Source organism: uncultured Corynebacterium sp. (assembly GCF_902489365.1).
GTDB lineage: Bacteria > Actinomycetota > Actinomycetes > Mycobacteriales > Mycobacteriaceae > Corynebacterium.
This window is the reverse complement of sequence record NZ_CABTZR010000049.1, coordinates 1-16959: the sequence shown is the minus strand read 5'-3', so window position 1 is coordinate 16959 and position 16959 is coordinate 1. Positions and strand designations below refer to the sequence as shown.

20 protein-coding genes and 1 pseudogene are annotated in these 16959 nt (G+C 61.2%); 15 read left to right on the top strand and 6 right to left on the bottom strand.

All coding sequences use genetic code 11. The features are described 5' to 3' along the window. Together RDN59_RS08265 and RDN59_RS08260 are read left to right on the top strand one after the other, a co-directional pair. Window positions 1-1062 (top strand): annotated as a pseudogene (locus RDN59_RS08265) (IS3 family transposase); the annotation flags it as partial. Window positions 1063-1626: 564 nt separating this feature from the next. Next, a complete protein-coding gene (locus RDN59_RS08260) occupies window positions 1627-2040 on the top strand; it encodes a hypothetical protein (RefSeq protein ID WP_308607424.1) in 414 nt (137 codons plus the stop codon). A 2-nt stretch (window positions 2041-2042) separates the two neighbouring features. Here RDN59_RS08260 and RDN59_RS08255 read toward each other — a convergent pair whose 3' ends face one another. Then, window positions 2043-2579, bottom strand: coding sequence for a hypothetical protein (locus tag RDN59_RS08255; protein WP_308607423.1), 537 nt, complete (start codon window positions 2577-2579; stop codon window positions 2043-2045). Between the two features lie 70 nt (window positions 2580-2649). Here RDN59_RS08255 and RDN59_RS08250 point away from each other — a divergent pair, with 70 nt between their 5' ends. Then, a complete protein-coding gene (locus RDN59_RS08250) occupies window positions 2650-3456 on the top strand; it encodes a trypsin-like serine protease (protein WP_308607422.1) in 807 nt (268 codons plus the stop codon). A gap of 62 nt (window positions 3457-3518) precedes the next feature. Beyond that, a complete protein-coding gene (locus tag RDN59_RS08245) occupies window positions 3519-4346 on the top strand; it encodes an alpha/beta fold hydrolase (RefSeq protein ID WP_308607421.1) in 828 nt (275 codons plus the stop codon). Here the strand turns inward: RDN59_RS08245 and RDN59_RS08240 are convergent. Beyond that, a complete protein-coding gene (locus tag RDN59_RS08240; protein WP_308607420.1) occupies window positions 4343-4975 on the bottom strand; it encodes a VC0807 family protein in 633 nt (210 codons plus the stop codon). The genes RDN59_RS08245 and RDN59_RS08240 overlap by 4 nt on opposite strands. Window positions 4976-5044: 69 nt before the next feature. On the opposite strand from RDN59_RS08240, the gene RDN59_RS08235 reads away from it, so the two are divergent. Beyond that, window positions 5045-5767, top strand: coding sequence for a PaaX protein (locus RDN59_RS08235; protein ID WP_118783644.1), 723 nt, complete (start codon window positions 5045-5047; stop codon window positions 5765-5767). Beyond that, window positions 5764-5904 (top strand): hypothetical protein, encoded by a 141-nt coding sequence (locus tag RDN59_RS08230; protein WP_308607419.1) that lies wholly within the window; start codon window positions 5764-5766, stop codon window positions 5902-5904. The genes RDN59_RS08235 and RDN59_RS08230 overlap by 4 nt, the downstream gene beginning before the upstream one ends. 4 nt (window positions 5905-5908) lie before the next feature. On the opposite strand, the gene RDN59_RS08225 is transcribed toward RDN59_RS08230, so the two are convergent. Beyond that, window positions 5909-6433, bottom strand: coding sequence for a hypothetical protein (locus RDN59_RS08225; protein WP_308607418.1), 525 nt, complete (start codon window positions 6431-6433; stop codon window positions 5909-5911). Between the two features lie 35 nt (window positions 6434-6468). After that, window positions 6469-7785, bottom strand: a complete 1317-nt coding sequence (locus RDN59_RS08220) for a M20/M25/M40 family metallo-hydrolase (RefSeq protein WP_308607417.1) — start codon at window positions 7783-7785, stop codon at window positions 6469-6471. A 77-nt stretch (window positions 7786-7862) separates the two neighbouring features. Between RDN59_RS08220 and bioB the strand changes: the two genes are divergently transcribed. From bioB to RDN59_RS08205, 3 genes are read left to right on the top strand one after another with little or no spacing between them, the layout of a single operon-like run. Then, on the top strand, window positions 7863-8843 hold the full coding sequence (bioB, locus tag RDN59_RS08215) for a biotin synthase BioB (RefSeq protein WP_308607416.1): 981 nt from the start codon (window positions 7863-7865) through the stop codon (window positions 8841-8843). Next, window positions 8843-9097 carry a hypothetical protein gene (locus tag RDN59_RS08210; protein ID WP_308607415.1) on the top strand — a complete coding sequence of 85 codons (255 nt, stop codon included), beginning with the start codon at window positions 8843-8845 and terminating at the stop codon, window positions 9095-9097. Before bioB ends, RDN59_RS08210 begins: the two co-directional genes overlap by 1 nt. Window positions 9098-9108: 11 nt before the next feature. Next, window positions 9109-10032 carry a Sir2 family NAD-dependent protein deacetylase gene (locus RDN59_RS08205; protein WP_308607414.1) on the top strand — a complete coding sequence of 308 codons (924 nt, stop codon included), beginning with the start codon at window positions 9109-9111 and terminating at the stop codon, window positions 10030-10032. Here the strand turns inward: RDN59_RS08205 and RDN59_RS08200 are convergent. Further along, complete coding sequence (locus RDN59_RS08200; RefSeq protein ID WP_308607413.1) at window positions 10029-10778, bottom strand: triacylglycerol lipase; 750 nt, start codon at window positions 10776-10778, stop codon at window positions 10029-10031. The genes RDN59_RS08205 and RDN59_RS08200 overlap by 4 nt on opposite strands. Before the next feature lie 163 nt (window positions 10779-10941). On the opposite strand from RDN59_RS08200, the gene amn reads away from it, so the two are divergent. The 6 genes from amn (at window position 10942) to RDN59_RS08170 (ending at window position 15919) form a co-directional block, all read left to right on the top strand. Next, window positions 10942-12345, top strand: a complete 1404-nt coding sequence (amn, locus tag RDN59_RS08195) for an AMP nucleosidase (RefSeq protein ID WP_308607412.1) — start codon at window positions 10942-10944, stop codon at window positions 12343-12345. A gap of 53 nt (window positions 12346-12398) precedes the next feature. Next, window positions 12399-12914 (top strand): phosphoribosyltransferase, encoded by a 516-nt coding sequence (locus RDN59_RS08190; protein WP_046648620.1) that lies wholly within the window; start codon window positions 12399-12401, stop codon window positions 12912-12914. Continuing rightward, entirely contained in the window at window positions 12914-14362 is a 1449-nt protein-coding gene (locus RDN59_RS08185; protein ID WP_308607411.1) for a SulP family inorganic anion transporter, read from the top strand. The genes RDN59_RS08190 and RDN59_RS08185 overlap by 1 nt, the downstream gene beginning before the upstream one ends. A 112-nt stretch (window positions 14363-14474) precedes the next feature. Further along, window positions 14475-14957 (top strand): ferritin, encoded by a 483-nt coding sequence (locus RDN59_RS08180; RefSeq protein WP_070525023.1) that lies wholly within the window; start codon window positions 14475-14477, stop codon window positions 14955-14957. A gap of 64 nt (window positions 14958-15021) precedes the next feature. Further along, window positions 15022-15408, top strand: coding sequence for a hypothetical protein (locus RDN59_RS08175; RefSeq protein WP_308607410.1), 387 nt, complete (start codon window positions 15022-15024; stop codon window positions 15406-15408). After that, a complete protein-coding gene (locus RDN59_RS08170) occupies window positions 15350-15919 on the top strand; it encodes an HAD-IA family hydrolase (RefSeq protein ID WP_308607409.1) in 570 nt (189 codons plus the stop codon). Before RDN59_RS08175 ends, RDN59_RS08170 begins: the two co-directional genes overlap by 59 nt. On the opposite strand, the gene RDN59_RS08165 is transcribed toward RDN59_RS08170, so the two are convergent. Next, window positions 15916-16959 (bottom strand): ROK family protein (locus tag RDN59_RS08165; protein ID WP_308607408.1); only part of this gene is annotated, 1044 nt, incomplete at its 5' end. The two genes, RDN59_RS08170 and RDN59_RS08165, sit on opposite strands and share 4 nt — an antisense overlap.

The window sequence follows — 16959 nt, the reverse complement described above, 5'->3', positions numbered from 1 at the left end:
GTACGGCACCGGCAAGCGTGCCCGCACAAAAAGCATGCGCGACAAGGCACAGGCGACGACTGATTCTGAACGAATCCGTCAGCTAGAAAAAGAGAACGCAAAGCTGCGCGAAGAACGCGACATCCTGCGCAAGGCCGCGAAGTATTTTGCCGAAGAGACACGCTGGTAATCCGCTTCCAGTTTGTCTATGACCACCGAACCGAATACTCGGTCAAGCGGATGTGCCACGTGTTAAAGCTCAATCGCTCCTCGTTCTACAAATGGGTCAACACCCGCGAAAAACGCAGGTTAAAGACGTGTTCCGATGCTCTTATTGGCGCACAAATCAAGACCATCTTCGATGATGAGCACGGGCTTTATGGTGCTAAACGCATCGCTGCAAGCCTCAACGACGATACGGACTTTCCTCCGATCAATCACAAGAAGGTCGCACGCATCATGAAATCCATGGGCCTGAAAGGCTTTACTAAACGGCGTCGGTGCATCACCACCAGGCGCAAGCCTGGCCACCGCGTCATGCCAGATTTAGTAGGCCGCAAATTCACCGCTGATAAGCCGAACCAGGTCTATGTAGGCGATATCACCTACCTGCCGTGTAAGGGAGGCAAGAACATGTACCTTGCCACAGTCATCGACGTCTACTCGCGCAAACTCGTCGGACATGCACTCGCCGATCACATGCGGGTATCGCTGGTTATCGAAGCTTTGACCCATGCCAGCAAGGTTCGCGGAAGCCTTAAAGGGGCAATTTTCCATTCTGATCATGGCAGTGTGTACACCTCACAAGCCTTTAGGGACCACTGCGCCCAACTTGGTGTACGCCAATCCATGGGAGCAGTGGGAACTAGCGCCGATAACGCCCTAGCAGAATCCTTCAACGCCACCTTAAAGCGTGAAGTCCTGCGTGATCGGAAAGTCTTTGACAATCCCATCGTCTGCCGCCAAGAAGTCTTCCGATGGTGCATGCGCTACAACACGCGCAGACGGCACTTCTGGTGCAGCCTTCTAGCCCCCGATGACTTCGAAGCACTCACATCAGCTACACTGACCCAAGCAGCATAGCTAACCCCCGACGTGTCTACTTTCCGGGGGTCAGGCCCGAGAATTACTGACCGTAGCCACGACACATGCGCAGCGTTTCCATGACGAGGAAGATCACACTGTAGCCGCAGCCCTCCTGACCGAATCCGGAACACACGTGCTCGGTTTGAACGCATACCATTTCCTCGGTGGCCCCTGTGGTGAAATCTCGGCCTTAGCTAACCACGCTGCTAGTCATCCCGAGGATCCCATCCGAGCGGTAGTCGCCGTCCACGGTCCGACTGGCCAGGTGCTTTCGCCGAAAGTGCCGCCAAGTGCTTTTTGATACTGATCCGTCTATCCGGTGCATCGTGCGCGGAAGCAATGGACTTGAAGCACTCACCGTGGAAGAGCTCTTACCGCTCGCATCGAAGCGGAGAAAAGCAACAAACCATTCGGGTGGATGACCCCTTCCACGCAGCGCTTGATACTCACTATCCCGGATTAGCTGAGGATGACGAAGTCGACGTTGTTGAGTTCACACTCCGCAAGGCTTAAAAGCTTTGGCGAAGCCCACGTGGAAATGGTTTTACCTAGACTGTCGGTATGTTCGGCCCCGCTTCCGCCCAGCCACCGCGGCTTATAGACTTCCCTGTGCTGCGGTTACCGTTTGTGGAGTTCGTGCTTGTTGGGCTGCTGGTGGCCCTCTTTTTCGTCGATACGCAAGGAACTGATGCTGAGAGTGGCTTCCTTGCGGTCTTTGTGCTTCTTCCCGCACTCGTGTTTCTGGGAATTGCCTACCTTGTTTCCCTGCCCATGCAGCGGAAGCTCATTACAGATTTCCGCCTGGATGCCGTTTTCGTCGTTATCGGGGCGGTTGGTCTCTTCGGCTGGATCGAGCAGATGCTCATCGCTTTGCCCTTCCTGTGCTGCCTACCCGTGGGGCTTTCAGCACTGATTCGCAGAGGCATCGCCTTTGCGTTGTGGAAGAAGGGTAAAGGCCCTCAACTGCCGGAATGAGGTTACGCGCTTTGCCAGCGCATCCTGCCATCAGAAGCGGGTGCGCACGTCATCGGGACACCTCTCTTTGATACGCCGCTTCCGCCGCTGCAATACGCTCCGGGATGAACATAGTTCTCCTGCACGGCGGGTGCTTCATACACCGCGGCGGCTTCTTGAACTGGAGGATTCGCAGCCAGCATCTCGTCCGAGCACTGTTGCGTCCAGCCAGAGGTTCCATCGCTGAAGAATGTCGTTCCAGTTTCGTGCAGCGAAGGGTCTCCACAAGATGCGATGGTTTTCTCCATCGGAGAAGGCTGCGCCGCGCCGGGGGCCTCGGTGAAGCCCATGACTTCGGTACCACCGCTGAAGAATTCTGCTCTTCCTTCATCGGAAGGAAGGGTAGGACGGGGGCCTTCGTCAACGGTCTCGGCAGTGGTGTTGGCTGTGCGTGTCGACGGCCCACTGCTACTCGTCGGGGTGTTCGTGGAAGGTTCGAGGTCGAGGGAACAGCCGCTGAGAAAGAAGAGTGCAGCGGCAAGAGAGAGAAATCGCTTCATTACAGGTCCTAACGGTCTGCCGTGGTGTTCGGTAAGCACACATGCGTTTTCACTGATAGAGTTACGCTTTGTGTTCCCTGGTATTCTCGCATCTTTGCTCTCCATCATCGTGGCGGTGACCTCGTCTCTGTTCGGCGCCCCCAGTTCTGTAACTACCCCTGAAGTGCCGGGGGTCTTGCAAGCAACGAGCAAGGTTGCAGCCAGCGATGACCGCGTCGCGGCGCTGTGGCGAAACGGCAAACGCGAGTGCTCCGCGGGGTACATCGGCAATGATTGGTGGCTTACTGCTTCACACTGCCTAGGCCGCGACCTGCGTCTCACGCAGGCGGACGGTGACAACGCCAAGGTGCTCGCCTCCACCCCGGTAGCAGAGAAGTCGGACGTCGCCCTGCTGAAAGCGGACCCCATGGACGCGGAAGCCTTCGAGTTGCCCTCGCGGCCGCTGCGCGTCAATGACTCGCTCTTCCTCGTGGGCTACGGAGGGATGCACACTTTTGCCTCCGAGGCCGTGGTCCGCGTCGAAGAGACTGAGGTCGCTGGGGAGATTCAAGGCTACGATTTCGATAATCTCATCCAATCGCGCTCCATGTTTGCCTCGCGCACGTGCAACGGAGATTCCGGCGCGCCGCTCTACCAGGACACCGTGATCTTCGCGGTGCACACCGGCGGTGAAGAAAACGAGGAGTGCACCGATGGCACGCGCCGTCACATGTGGCACAGCGAAATCTATCCGAATCTGCAGTCTCTGCGGACGCTGATGGATAGCTACGATGACTTCGATTCGCCCGCAGCATTCGAGGAAGCAAAGAAACACGCCCAGACCCAAAAGAAAGAACCCAAGCGCTCCAGCAGCTTGAGCAGCCTTTCCTCCTGGTAGTTCGGTAGGCATGCAGGAACCGTACAGTAGACGCTCAGGGACCGGCGATAGACTGTCTCCTTATGAAAAACGGCTTCCTGCAGCGTGCCTTCCTCGCTATTCTCCTCGCCACTGCGGCCCCCGTTCCGGCCCATGCTCAAACCATGGAGACCTCCGCTGCGCAGGGTCTCGACATCAACGATCCCGACTGCCAGCCCACGGGTCCTGTTACCGAGCCGGTCGTTTTGCTGCACGGAACCTCGGCTAACTCGGCTGAGTGGAACGACCTCATCCCGACACTCAAGGACCAGGGCATGTGCGTCTGGGCCTTCGATTATGGCGCCGAGGACGTGGCCTACCAGAACGCCTATGACTACCTGAAGGGGATTGCGGATCTAGAGTCCGCTGGGCGCGAAATAGCCAGGCAGATAGAGCACATCCGGGAGGTCACCGGAGCACACAAAGTAAACCTCGTGGGCTTCTCCCAGGGCGGCCTGCACACCAAGACCTTCACCCAGTTCTACGGTTCGCCCGATGAAGTGAACCGCGTGGTCACCATCGGCGCGAATTTTCACGGGACGACGTGGGGCGGCAGAGCAACGTCGCTAAGCACGGCAGCCAAAATTGCCCCCAGCGTGGTCAAATTCGTAGGTACCAGCGCCGGCATTCAGCAGTTGGAGGGCTCGGAGTTCATGGAGAATCTCAACCAGTTGCCGGACACCGCGCCCGGCGTCACCTACACCTCCATCTACTCGTCGGAGGATAGCACTGTGACGCCGAATCAGACCTCTGAGCTGACCGCTGTTCCGGGAGCGGATGTGGTCAACGTGGAATCGGCCCCGGTCGACCATGGGCAGCTGCCCCACGACCCGCGCGTGCACGAGCAGATTCTGTGGGGGCTCACGCGCTAGGCCGGGGTCGGCGCGGACTTGCGGGTGCGTGCAGCAATGACGAAGGTGGCCGTCAGGCAGATAGCGAGGGCCACGAAGGGCAACGCATTCGACAGCCAGTAGGCGGTGGTGAAGGGGAGGGAATAGGCGGCGACGACGCGGATGATGGCCTCGAGCAGGAACACGACGCCCCACACGATGGTGATGTAGCGCTGGGAGGCGCGGAAGATCGGGTATTTCCACAACCCGTTCCAGTAGGCGACGCCTTCCTTTGTACCGTCGGTGCCAAAGCGCTGGCCAAAGTAGAAGGCAAGGGGCTTTCCAAGGGCCAGGCTGCCGAGGAAGAGCAAGCCAATAATGCCGGTAACAACGCTGCCTTTAACTAGCAGGAGGCGCTCATCGGTGCCACCGACCAGCGTGGCCAACGCCGCAGCAACGTTGAAGGCAAGGATCAACGCAGAAATCCCAGAAAAAGACTTCTGGCGCACATGCTGGATGATGCCGCCGACGAGGGGGCCGATGCTGGCGGCCAGGTAGGCATAGACGTGGTTGTTGGTTGCGGAATCGACGATCTGGAATAGCAGGATGGCCAGGCCGACGTCGAAGACGCCGAGGATGAGGAAGTTGAGCAGGCGTGGATTGAGACTCATGCCACATAGTGTGCCACAAAACATACGAATCGGTTTGTTTCTGACACATAAAAACCCTAGGGTTGGGGCATGGCTGACGTTGGACCAGGAACTTTTGGATACCTCTGTGGGTTGGCGCGCCGCGAGGAGCTCCCCGGGCCTGTGCTGACACCGATCCTCACTGGGCTGGGTCTGTCGCCGGCCGGTGCGCGCACGTATCTATCCCGTATGGTGCGCGCGGGCGACCTATCCTCGCGCCGAGCGGGGCGTTGTTCCGTGTATTCCATGGTGGGTGACTACCTTGCGGAGTTTCGTCACCTAGGTTCGCCGCGCGACTTCCAGTGGGAGGGGGCGTTTCACACGGTGATCTTCGATATCGGCGAGGATCGCCGTGCGGAGAAAGATGCCTTCCTGCGCGCCGCCCATGCCAGCGGTTTCCGGCAGCTGCGGCCCGGAGTCCTGGTGGGCGCCCACGCGCCGGGGGAGTGGGCGCAGAAAACCTTTATCGGCACCTGGTCCGTGGATGAGGACACTGCTCGCGACGTTATTGCCACCGCGTGGGACCTTGAGGATAGTGCTGCTCGTATTAGCGCGCTGGGCGACGTCCCCCCTTTGCCCACCGATGACGTTGGCATCGTCGTCGAAACTACGCGCCGCCACGCCGCCGCCTTCGCGGCGCTGCGCCGCACCCCGCCCTTCCCCGCACAGCTTCTCCCCGCTGATTTCCCTGCGGAATTGCTGGAGAGCCGCCTGCGCATGGACATCACGCCGGCCCACCGGGCGATGGCGCGGCTGTTAGAGTCGTGGCCATGATCCAAGGAGCGATTGACGCGGAGGGCCGGTGCCGCCACTGGCACACGCTTGTCGACGTCGTTGCGAACAAGTGCCCCGCGTGCCGGCATGCCTTCAATACCGGCTGTGCGCTGCACGCGGGGACGTACTTCCTCTAGTCTTCTACGGCAAAAGCTGGGCCAGCGGGGTGCCCTCGACGAGGGTCTTGAGGAAGGCCACGATGTCCGGAACGTTAATGGTGAAACCGCCGATGGTCAGCGGGAAGGTCGGAAAAGCGTTGTTGGCCGGGGCTGGGGCTTGTGTGCCACCAGAGTTGCTGCCATTTCCGTTCTTAGCTGGGGCCGGCTGTTTGTCGTGGGCCGGTGCGCCCTGGTTGTTGCCATTATTATTTGTGGGGGCGGTCTTGTCCCCGCCGCCGTTCAGGCCGCAGCGAGCGATGGCCTCGTCGGCGCGGGCGACAGCGTCACGGATCTCGCCGCCGCGCGGGTGGAAGTTAGCGGCAGTGAGCGCCTGGGATTTCTTGCTGTTGTAGTCGGACGGGTTGGTGTAGTACTTGGTGGCCTGCTCGCAGGAGATCTGGCCGGCCGGAACCTTGGCCAGGTAGTCATCCACCATGTCGGCGGAGGCGGTAGGAGCGGACAGGCCGATGGCGGCAGCAACGGAGCACAGGACAAGCTTATTTCTCATGCGCCACATTGTGCCACAGCTTTTACACGTTTGCGTTAGCGGCTCAGGAAACGATCGACCAGCGAAGAATACGCCTTCACGGTCAGCTCCAAGTCCTCCAAGTACAGGTGCTCGTCGTGGCTGTGCAGCTGCGAGTTCGCGCTGGCCATGTCCCGATCCGCGCCGTGCAGCGCAAAACCATAGGCGTTGCCGCCGCGGCGGCGCGCCACGCGTAGGTCGGAACCACCCGTCGCCAGCACCGGCAGTACTTCCTTATCCGGAAAAAATTCGTGGGCGGTCTCCTCGATGCAGCGCCACAGTTCAGTATCGGTGGAGGACTGTGTGGCGTCCTCAGTAATAAGGTGCTCGATTTCTACCTCCTCGGCCATATCGCCGAGCGCTTCGCGTAGGAAATCATCAAGCTCCTCCTGGGTCTGGCCGGGGAAGGGGCGGATGTCCATCTCCAGGTAGGCATGGGAGGGCAGCACGTTGATGGCACCACCCGCGCGCAGGACGGTTTGGGCAATCGTCGTGTGCGAGAAGGCGTGGGCATAGGCAGACAAATTACCGAATTTTTCGTAATCAGCGGCGGTAGCGGAGCCGTCGAGAAGCGCTGCCTCCGTTGCGGGGTCGAAGCGGAAGGTCTTGACGAATCCCTGCCACACCTCATCCGTGGCCACGGGCGGCTCGGCAGCGGCGATGCGGCGAGCGACCTCACCGATCTTGACGATGGCGAAGTCCTTGCCAAAGGGCGTCGAGCCGTGGCCGGCATCGCCGTGCACGTGCAGACGGCGCTGGCCGGCGCCCTTCTCGCCGACGTTGAAGCCGAGCGCGCCGGGCAGGTGGCTACCGCCGGTCTCCGAGAGGCAGTTGCGCACCGAGTAGGCCTCCGGGTGGTGCTTATCCATCCAGATGGATCCCAAACCACCGCGGGCCTCCTCGTCCGCCATGCCGACAAAGGCCAGGGTGCCGCCGTGATTGCCGCGCTTGGCGACGTCCCTCGTCACCGCCGCCATCGTTGCCGTAATAAAAAGCATGTCTACCGCGCCGCGGCCGTAGAGCTTGCCATCTTCGATGACGGCGTCGAAGGGCGGCTTGGTCCACTTGGGCTCGTCGACGGGAACGACATCCGTGTGGCCCATGAGCGTCAGCGGCTCCTTACCTGCGTCACCCGGAACGGTCACCACGATGGTCACGCGGCCGGGGTGCGATTCATAGCGTTGAATCTCCACCGGGGTGCCTGCAAAAAATCGCTCCAAGGTATCAGCATTGCGGACCTCGTTGCCGGAGTCTGGTGTGAGGTCATTCACGCAGGCATTGCGAATAAGCTCCTGAAGTAGTGCGAGGGTGTCGTCGTAGAGCGTGGAATCCATGGACTAAAGGGTAGCCGTGCCCAATAAAGTGCGTCGATTTACCACAACTTGAACGGTGTTCAAGTAAGGTTTCCCGCATGAGCATCGTAGATATCGCACGCGACAAAGCCCTGGAGCAGGGCATCGGCCTGAACGAAGAAGAGCTGCTACAGGTCCTTCAGATCCCGGATGAGCAGCTGGAAGAGATCGCGGACATCGCGCATCAAACCCGCCTCAAGTGGTGCGGCCCGGACGTCTCCGTGGAAGGCATCATCTCCATTAAGACCGGCGGCTGCCCGGAGGACTGCCACTTCTGCTCGCAGTCGGGCCTTTTCGAGTCCCCCGTACGCGCCGCGCGCCTCAACATTCCGGAGCTGGTAGAAGCCGCCAAAAAGACCGCCAAGACGGGTGCTACCGAATTCTGCATCGTGGCAGCTGTGAAGGCCCCGGATGAAAACCTGCTGTCCCAGGTTGCCGAAGCCATCCCGGCCATCCTCGACGAAGTCGATATCGAAATTTCCCTGTCCCTGGGCACGCTGACCCGCGAGCAGGCCCAGCGCCTTAAGGACATGGGCGCCCAGCGCTACAACCACAACCTGGAGACTTCGAAGTCCTTCTTCCCCAACGTGGTCACCACGCACACCTGGGAGGAGCGCAAAGAGACCCTCGAGAACGTCCGCGCGGTGGGTATGGAGATTTGCTCCGGCGGCATCATCGGAATGGGCGAATCACTGGAAGACCGCGCCGAGTTCGCCTACCAGCTGGCCCAGCTCGAGCCCTGCGAGGTGCCGATGAACTTCCTCGACCCGCGCCCGGGCACACCATTCGCGGACTACCCGCTGGTCCCGCTCGGTGAGGCGCTGCGCGCCGTGGCTGCCTTCCGCTTGGCCATGCCGTCTGTAACCCTGCGCTTTGCGGGTGGCCGCGAGCTCTCGCTCGGTGACGACGGCACGGAAAAGGGCCTGCTTGGCGGCATCAACGCCATTATCGCCGGCAACTACCTGACCACGCTGGGCAAGCAGATTGAGAAGGACGTCGACATGCTTGGCCGCATCGACCTGCCCATCAAGGCGCTCTGATGGAAAACTCAACAGCTTTAGCCGCCGCCGTCCTCGCCGGCGAGGAGCCGCTGTTCCACCCCAACACCGGCAAGCCGCTCAGTGAAAACTTTCCCCTCCATCCAGCAGCCGCGGCGGGCCTGGACGTCCCGCGCTATTGCCAGCTGTGCGGGCGCCGCATGGTGGTGCAGGTGCGCCCGGACGGCTGGAACGCGCGCTGCTCGCGCCATGGCGAACTGGACTCGGATCACCTTTATGAGGAGGCCCTCCCGTAGGCTGGGGCACCATGGATCCCGCTGTTGCCCACGCCCACCAGTCCGCGTTGCGCTCCATCTCCCGGGTCGTTGCCGAGATTGCGGAGCCGACTCCCCCACAACAGGCACTAGACGCCGTCACCGATCAACTGCGCCACGGCAACGTCATGGTCCTCACCGGGGCGGGAGTGTCCACGGAATCAGGCGTGCCGGACTATCGCGGCCCGAACGGCTCCCTCAGCCGGCACCGCCCCATGACCTACCAGGAGTTTCTGCACGACCCGCAGGCCTCGCACCGCTATTGGGCGCGTGCTTTTGTCGGCTGGCGGGTCATGCAAGCTGCACACCCCAACCGCACGCACTACGCGTTGGTCGAACTCGAGTGCGCCGGGCTCCTTACGGGTGTCGTCACACAAAACGTAGACGGCCTGCACGAGGAAGCCGGGCAGCGCAACCTCATCGCCCTGCACGGGGACATGCAGCACGTGGTGTGCTTGAGCTGCGGGTACGAAGAAACACGCGCGGACTACGACGCCCGCGCGGCCACAGCCAACCCCACATATCTGCAACGCTGGATAGTAAACAAAGAGGACGTTAACCCTGACGGCGACGTTGCCCTCAGCCAAGAAGCGGTCGAAGAATTTGTCATGCCCGGCTGCGTGCGGTGCGGTTCGCCGCGGCTGAAGCCCGACGTGGTCTATTTCGGCGAGCCCGTTCCTACCCACAAGAAAGACGCCGCTTACGCGATGGTCAACGAGTCTGACTCCCTGCTGGTAGCCGGCTCTTCTCTGGCGGTGATGAGCGGCTTCCGCTTCGTTCTGGAGGCGAAGAAACAGGGCAAGCGCGTGGCCACCATCAACGGAGGGCCGGGACGCGCGGATGACCGTGTGGACACGCTGTGGCGGACCCAGGTGGGGCCGGCTTTCGATGCGGTTCTCGACGAGCTGGAGCTTTAGAGTCGCTCCAGTTCCTCGAGGACAAACTGGCATACCCGCCTATCCATGGGCATATCCTCGTGGCGAATAATCGCAAGGCGCTCGAGGTCCTGGATATAGACGTTGTGGACATTCGGGCCATTGAGGAAACAGGTGTTGGGCGGAACCACGATGGCGTCGGCGCGCGTGGCGATGCACGTGTAGCTCACGCCGGGTTCGACCTCGCTGCCGCGGTTCGTGGCCTCAACAATCTCGCTGCCGGTGACCTGCTGCATGCCGGCGGGGCCAAACCAGCCGTCGATAAGCGAGCGCGCCACCTCTTCCTGCCTTTCGCTGCGAAAGAGGGGGCTGGCGATTCCTCCCTGGGTCGTGCCGTGGTTGGGGGCGCTGATACACACCACGTGCCGTACAAACTCCGCACCCTCGTGCATGCGCATCCAGTACCGAGCCAATAATCCACCCTGGGAGTGGCCTACGAGAATCACCTGCTCCGCGCCGGTGACGGTGCGGACGGCGTTGATGTAGGCGTCGAGCTGCCGAGCGGATTCCTGCAGGGGGCCGGTGGCGCGGGTCCCGTAGTCGGGGGCGAAGGTGGCCCAGCCAGCGGCGCGGAGCATGTCTGCGAGAACCTGCCATATCCCCTTGCTGTCGCAGGTTCCGTGGATCAAGACAACCGGCCAGGGTCGTTCGGCGGTGGGGCGTGCGGACCAGTCGTCTTCGTAGACGCCGCGTGGGCGTCTGCGGGCACCGAGGGGGAGTGTGGTCATGGGATTGCAGTTTACCCTTGACCCTTATCCAACTTTCGTACTAAGCTAAGGCTTGCCTAATGCGGAACAGCGGTGAGCTCCACACCGCTACCGGATTAGTCATGGGGATAGGGCCCGCCGCTTCACACCGCGGCGGGCTTCTTTCATGGATACACTCGCGGGCATGACCGACCTGCAGCATGTCCACTCCGTCAACGAAGCGGTTGCTCGTCTCTGCGAGCTCTATGACAGTTCCTGTGCGCTGGCACGTGAAGCATTGGCCTCAGGGGACCACGATGCCTACCGCCACGTGGTGTATCCCAAGATCACCGTGCATGTGCGTCAGTGGACTCCTATCGACCGCTCCGAGCCCTTCGGCTACGTGGACCAAGAGGGCCGCTACTCGGCGGTGATATCCAAACCATGGCTGATTCGTGATTACCTGACAGAGCAGCTCACGCGGCTTACCAACAACTACCCGTGCGATCTCTACGTCGGTCAATCGGATGAGCGCATCCCGCCGGAATATATTCGGGGGATTACACAGATTCCCCAGGACCGTGGCGACATCCCCCGGCCCACCCTCGATGCGGTGCATGACGGAATCGTGGACGGCGCCTGGAAGGCTTTCCACGGCAAGGAAAAACCACTGTTCCATTTTGGTGCGCAGCGCTTCGACATTGCTTGCGCCCGCATCGAGCACTACACCGGCATCGAGGTGGACACCGTGCAGAAGTACATCCTGTTCACCAACTACGCCATGCACACCACCGAGTTCGTCAAATTCGGGCTGCGCGAACTGGCGCGGGAAGACTCCCGCTACACCGCACTCGTGCTGCCCACGGGGGAGACCATCCACCCCAATGACGCGGTGCTTCTCGACGTCGACGAGCTCACCCTCACCTCCCGCTATCAGATGCCACGTTTTGATCTCATCACCGCCGGCGGCGATGGCATCACCATGATCAACATCGGTGTGGGCCCCTCCAACGCCAAGACCATCACGGACTGCTTGGCAGTCCTGCGCCCGGAGGCCTGGATCATGATCGGCCACTGCGCAGGGCTTGATGGCCGCATGCGCATCGGTGACCTCATCCTGGGCAATGCTTACCAGCGCGAAGACCACATCCTCGACGGCACTGTCACCACCAGCAACCCGATTCCCGCCATCCCGGAGATCCAGCGCATGCTGGAGGCCGCTGTCGACGAGGTCTATGGAAAAGACAATTCGCTCATGCGCACCGGCACGGTGCTGTCCACCGATGATCGCAACTGGGAGTGGCGCACCTCCCGCGATCTGTGGGAGTGGCTGCGCCACTCCACCGCGGTGGCCGTGGACATGGAATCCTGCACCCTGGCCGCCAACGGCTACCGCTACCGCATCCCGTACGGCACGCTGCTGTCGGTCTCCGATCTACCTTTGCACGCCGTGCCCAAGCTTCCCGCCCAAGCGCAGGCCTTTTATTCGAATTCGAAGGAGGCCCACGTCATGTGCGCGGTGCGCGCGGTGGAGGCCTTGGCGGAGAATCCGGAGCGGCTGCGCACCCGCAAATTGCGGCGAACGGTGGCAGAGGTTCCGTTCCGTTGAGGTTGATGATTAGACTGAGGGAAATGCACAATCTGGCGAAGGAGACCTAGACGATGAGCACCCCGGAGTGGTGGAACCCGGAACGCGAGAACCTGACGTGGGAGGTCTTCGGTGAGGCCAGTCGCTTCCTGTCCCAAGAAATCGTTGATTCGGGCTGGTTCCCCGACCTCATCGTGGGCGTGGCCCGCGGTGGATTGATCCCAGCCGGCGCTATTGGCTACGCCATCGGGGTCAAGGAGATGGGCGCTATCAACGTAGAGTTCTACACCGATATCGGTGAGACCCTCCCGGAGCCGATTCTCCTTAACCCGCAGCTGGATACGGACTCGCTCAAGGGCAAAAAGGTCCTCGTCGTTGATGACGTGGCGGATTCCGGCAAGACCCTCGACCTCGTGGTCAACCTGCTTGAGCAGACCGCGTCCGAGGTCAAGTCCGCGGTAATTTACACAAAGCCGACCACCATCTTTGAGCCGGACTTTTCGTGGAAGAAGACCGACCAGTGGATCAACTTCGCATGGTCCGTCCTGCCGGTCATCACGCGCGATGGCTCTTTCCAGGAAGGACATTAATGCCAGAAGCCTCCGCCGGTTCTTTCCGCGCGGCCTTTAGCTCGCCCGCCCGCTTCCGTAAGGAAGTGTTTGGCGGGCTTGCTGTTGCGCTGGCCCTCATCCCGGAAGTTTTAAGTTTCTCCATCCTCGCCGGACTCGACCCTAAGGTGGGGCTTTTCGCCTCCGTCATCATGGCGATGTCCATCGCCATCACCGGCGGGCGCCCGGCCATGGTTTCCGCCGCGGCGGGTTCGGTCGCCGTGGTGATCGCGCCGCTGGCACACGAGCATGGCCTGCAGTACGTGCTGTTGACCATCTGGATGGCGGGAATTCTGCAGGTGGTGATGGCCGTGCTGGGCGTCGCCAAGCTCATGCGTTTCATCCCCCGCAGCGTCATGCTGGGTTTTGTCAACGCGCTGGGTATCCTCATGTTCACCGCGCAGCTGAGCCATCTGTGGAACGTGCCGTGGCTGGTGTATGTCCTCGTCGCCTTGGGCCTGCTGATCATGGTGGTATGGCCGCGAATTACCACGGTAATCCCTGCGCCGCTCATGGCGATTGTGGTTGTCACCATGTTGACTGTGATTTTTGGGTGGCAGGTTCCCGACGTCGCGGATCAAGGTGAGCTTCCGACCTCCCTGCCTGGCTTCATTATTCCGGATGTGCCGTGGACGAAGGACACTCTCCTCCTTTGCCTTCCTTATGCACTCGGTGTGGCGCTGGTCGGTCTCATGGAATCCCTGCTCACCGCCAAGCTTGTCGATGACCTCACGGATACCCATTCCGATAAGACGCGCGAATCCGTAGGACAGGGCATCGGCAACATGCTCGCCGCGGCCATCGGCGGCATGGGCGTGTGCGCGATGATCGGCCAGACCATGATCAACGTCAAGGAATCCCAGGCACGCACGCGCTTGTCGACGTTCCTCGCCGGCGTCTTCCTCCTTATCCTCATCCTCGTGTTGGGGGATACCGTAGGGAAAATCCCCATGGCTGCTCTCGTGGCGGTCATGTTCATGGTGTCTTTCCACACCGTGGATTGGCGCTCGGTGCGCACGATTCACCGCATGCCTCTGAGCGAAACCCTCGTCATGCTCGTGACGGTGATTGGCACCTTGACCACGAATAACCTGGCGGTCGGTGTGATTCTCGGCGTCCTCACCGCCTCGGTGGCCTTTGCGCGCCGCGTGGCGCACCTCGTGTCGGTGGAGCTGGAGGGCAACGTCTACACCGTGCGTGGCCAGCTCTTCTTCGCCTCCTCGAACGATCTGGTCTACGCCTTCGATTACACCCTGCCGGTGGACAAGATCATTGTGGATTTCTCGGAGGCCGATATTTGGGATGCCTCGACCGTGGCGGTACTCGAGTCCGTGGAAAGCAAGTACGCAAGCCGTGGAGTAGCGGTGGAGTTCCGCGGCCTCGACGGTGTGAGCCTCGCGCGCTATCAGAGAATTTCTGATTTGGGTTAGGTAAACCTACCAGAAAGAGTGTTATGACGTGCGACTTTGCTTAAGATCACCTTGCTAGCGCCTCCTGAGTTTTTCTGTATTGTGGGGAAAACACACGAAAGGATTAACTCTTATGGATGAGAAACTGCAAACCCTCCTCAACGAACAGGTCAACAACGAGCACGGCGCGGCCCTGATTTATACCCAGCTGGCATATGAGATGGACAATCTTTCTTTCCCGGGCATGCGTGATTGGTTCTTCAAGCAGGCAGAGGAAGAGCGCGAGCACGCGCAGAAGTTCGCCGAGCATCTGCTGGACCGTGGCTACCGCGTGGAGCTGGAGGATATCCAGGTCGGCTCCGTCAAGGCCGCCACCCCGCTTGATGCTTTTGAGGCCTCCCTCGCGCATGAGCAGAAGGTCTCGGAGCAGATCCGGGAGATCGCCCGCACCGCTGATGCGGCTGGGGACCTGGATTCCCGTGGTCTCATCAACTGGTTCCTCGAGGAGCAAGTTGAGGAGGAGTCCTCCGTGTCTGAGATCATTGACCAGCTCAAGCTGGTGGGCAATGACGGTTCGGGCCTGCTGCGCGTCGATGGTTCGTTGGCGCAACGGTAACGAAGCCATATAGTTTGCACGAATTCTCCCACGGCCCCCTGCGGTTGGTGGGAGAATTTCTTTTATGACTACAACGCGCCTCATGCTCATCTGCGGTGCCCTTGCCGGGCTAGCGATTGCATTGGTCGGCGGCATGTGGCTGGCGGCAACGAATATGGCGCTCGGAACCTTCTTCTTCGCCCTCGCCGTGATGCTCGGCCCGTTTGCAGGGCTTGCCCTCTTATTGTGCGCCGCCGCTGCGGCGACGGCGCTGAGCCGCTCCCTGTTTAGCGTGGGCGGGCTATTCCTCGTGGGGGCCACCTCGACGCTGTGGGCGCATGGCACGCTGTCGCTTCCGCTTTTCGTGGCGGGCACGCTGACTGGCGCCATTGCGGTCTGGCTACACTGGGCGCATGGCCACTTTGCTCTTCGACCTCTACGGCGTGCTCATGCGGCCCGCTGGGAACGCTGAGCTGGAGGATTACCTCCGTCCCGCAGACCCGGAGCACTTTTGGTCCATCTATGAAGAATTCCGCCCCGCCTATGACGCCGGACATCTGAGTGATTCGCAATATTGGGGGCGCATCCGCGCGCTGACTGAACTGGCCTCCTTTGACGTCAGCCACGCGACCGAACTGGACACTGAGCGCTTGCTGGTCGCCGATTCGGAGGTAGTTCGTGCGGTGCTAAACCTCATCGGTCAAGGCCACAGCGTCGGCATCCTGGCGAATGTGCCGGCGGTATTGGGAACCCGGATCCGCCAGACGCAGACCTGGCTTCAGGAATGCGCCGCCGTGACGCTGAGCTGCGATATCGGGGTAGCTAAACCAGATCCGGAGGCCTACCTCGTGGCCGTCGATGCCCTCGGCGCGCAGGCCAAGGACACGCACTTCTTCGATGATCGGCCCGACTTCGTCACCGGCGCGCAGCGCCTCGGGCTCAGGGCCCACCTTTTTACGGGCATCAATTCGATCTCTTTTTAGGCAGCTTTCGCCTCGCGGCCGAGCTCCAGGGGCACGCGCAGCAGCGGATCGAGCGCCACAGCGCGGGTGCAGGCGCGAACAATCTCGGTGTGCGAGGGAATCATGCGCAGCTCCACCGGGTGATCGGTGGCCTGGCGCACGGCAGAAGCAAAGAGCTTCGGGGCCGCAGGATCATCCGAGAAGGCGCCGCCGGCGACTACGAGGGTATCGGGCTTATGCTGCGTTAAAAGTTCAGCAGCGGTGGCCCCGAGGGAGCGCGCGCGGTCGTCGAGAAGCACCCGCGTTTCTTCATCAGCATTCGCCACCACGTCTGGGAATGAGTCTCCGCCGGTCTCATTCAGCATCGCCTGCGTGGCCAAGGCGTCAGCCCCGTCGAGTTCGAGCTGCACAATCTCATCCCCCACGGTCAGCGCGGCACCGACGGAGTCATCCGCGTAGAGCACCATGACGGGCTTTTCCGCGCCCAGCTCCGCGGATTGCGTCTCGGATCCCAGGATGGCAGGGATGACGGAAGACACGACAACCGGAACGCCGAACTGGTACTCCAGACGACTAGCGATGTCCATCTCGTCCCAGCCCAGGTTGTGGGCAGTGATGCGTCCAGCCTTGTTGACGCTGCCAGAGGTGGTCACGCCGACTGAAACCAAACGGCGATCCAGGCCGGTCATCAGGCGATTGACACCAGCGATGATGTGCTCGATGACATCGCTTGCGCTCAGACGAGACACCGGGGTAGCCACGTCTTCCTCGCGGAGGGTGCGCCCCTTGGTATCGAAGAAGGCGATGTGGGTAAAGGCGGTACCAACCGCAATGCCGACCAGCATCCAATCATTATCCGCTACCTCCAGGGGCACGGTGGGGCGCCCGCGGCCGCGGGACTGCGTCAAATCCGTGCGCTCGCGAATCAGTCCAGCACCCAGCAGTGTGGCAGTGGCGCGGGTAATCGTCGGCTGGGAGAGTCCCGTGGCTTCGACAAGTTCACTGCGGGTAACAACGGGGTTGAGTCGAATGATGTGGAGGCACTTCGCCGCTGGGGTGCG

Excerpts from the sequence above, each read along its gene's own strand:
- RDN59_RS08260 (WP_308607424.1), top strand. The coding sequence starts at position 1,627 with ATGTTCGGCCCCGCTTCCGCCCAGCCACCGCGGCTTATAGACTTCCCT.
- RDN59_RS08255 (WP_308607423.1), bottom strand. The coding sequence starts at position 2,579 with ATGAAGCGATTTCTCTCTCTTGCCGCTGCACTCTTCTTTCTCAGCGGC.
- RDN59_RS08245 (WP_308607421.1), top strand. The coding sequence starts at position 3,519 with ATGAAAAACGGCTTCCTGCAGCGTGCCTTCCTCGCTATTCTCCTCGCC.
- RDN59_RS08240 (WP_308607420.1), bottom strand. The coding sequence starts at position 4,975 with ATGAGTCTCAATCCACGCCTGCTCAACTTCCTCATCCTCGGCGTCTTC.
- RDN59_RS08235 (WP_118783644.1), top strand. The coding sequence starts at position 5,045 with ATGGCTGACGTTGGACCAGGAACTTTTGGATACCTCTGTGGGTTGGCG.
- RDN59_RS08230 (WP_308607419.1), top strand. The coding sequence starts at position 5,764 with ATGATCCAAGGAGCGATTGACGCGGAGGGCCGGTGCCGCCACTGGCAC.
- RDN59_RS08225 (WP_308607418.1), bottom strand. The coding sequence starts at position 6,433 with ATGAGAAATAAGCTTGTCCTGTGCTCCGTTGCTGCCGCCATCGGCCTG.
- RDN59_RS08220 (WP_308607417.1), bottom strand. The coding sequence starts at position 7,785 with ATGGATTCCACGCTCTACGACGACACCCTCGCACTACTTCAGGAGCTT.
- bioB (WP_308607416.1), top strand. The coding sequence starts at position 7,863 with ATGAGCATCGTAGATATCGCACGCGACAAAGCCCTGGAGCAGGGCATC.
- RDN59_RS08210 (WP_308607415.1), top strand. The coding sequence starts at position 8,843 with ATGGAAAACTCAACAGCTTTAGCCGCCGCCGTCCTCGCCGGCGAGGAG.
- RDN59_RS08205 (WP_308607414.1), top strand. The coding sequence starts at position 9,109 with ATGGATCCCGCTGTTGCCCACGCCCACCAGTCCGCGTTGCGCTCCATC.
- RDN59_RS08200 (WP_308607413.1), bottom strand. The coding sequence starts at position 10,778 with ATGACCACACTCCCCCTCGGTGCCCGCAGACGCCCACGCGGCGTCTAC.
- amn (WP_308607412.1), top strand. The coding sequence starts at position 10,942 with ATGACCGACCTGCAGCATGTCCACTCCGTCAACGAAGCGGTTGCTCGT.
- RDN59_RS08190 (WP_046648620.1), top strand. The coding sequence starts at position 12,399 with ATGAGCACCCCGGAGTGGTGGAACCCGGAACGCGAGAACCTGACGTGG.
- RDN59_RS08185 (WP_308607411.1), top strand. The coding sequence starts at position 12,914 with ATGCCAGAAGCCTCCGCCGGTTCTTTCCGCGCGGCCTTTAGCTCGCCC.
- RDN59_RS08180 (WP_070525023.1), top strand. The coding sequence starts at position 14,475 with ATGGATGAGAAACTGCAAACCCTCCTCAACGAACAGGTCAACAACGAG.
- RDN59_RS08175 (WP_308607410.1), top strand. The coding sequence starts at position 15,022 with ATGACTACAACGCGCCTCATGCTCATCTGCGGTGCCCTTGCCGGGCTA.
- RDN59_RS08170 (WP_308607409.1), top strand. The coding sequence starts at position 15,350 with ATGGCCACTTTGCTCTTCGACCTCTACGGCGTGCTCATGCGGCCCGCT.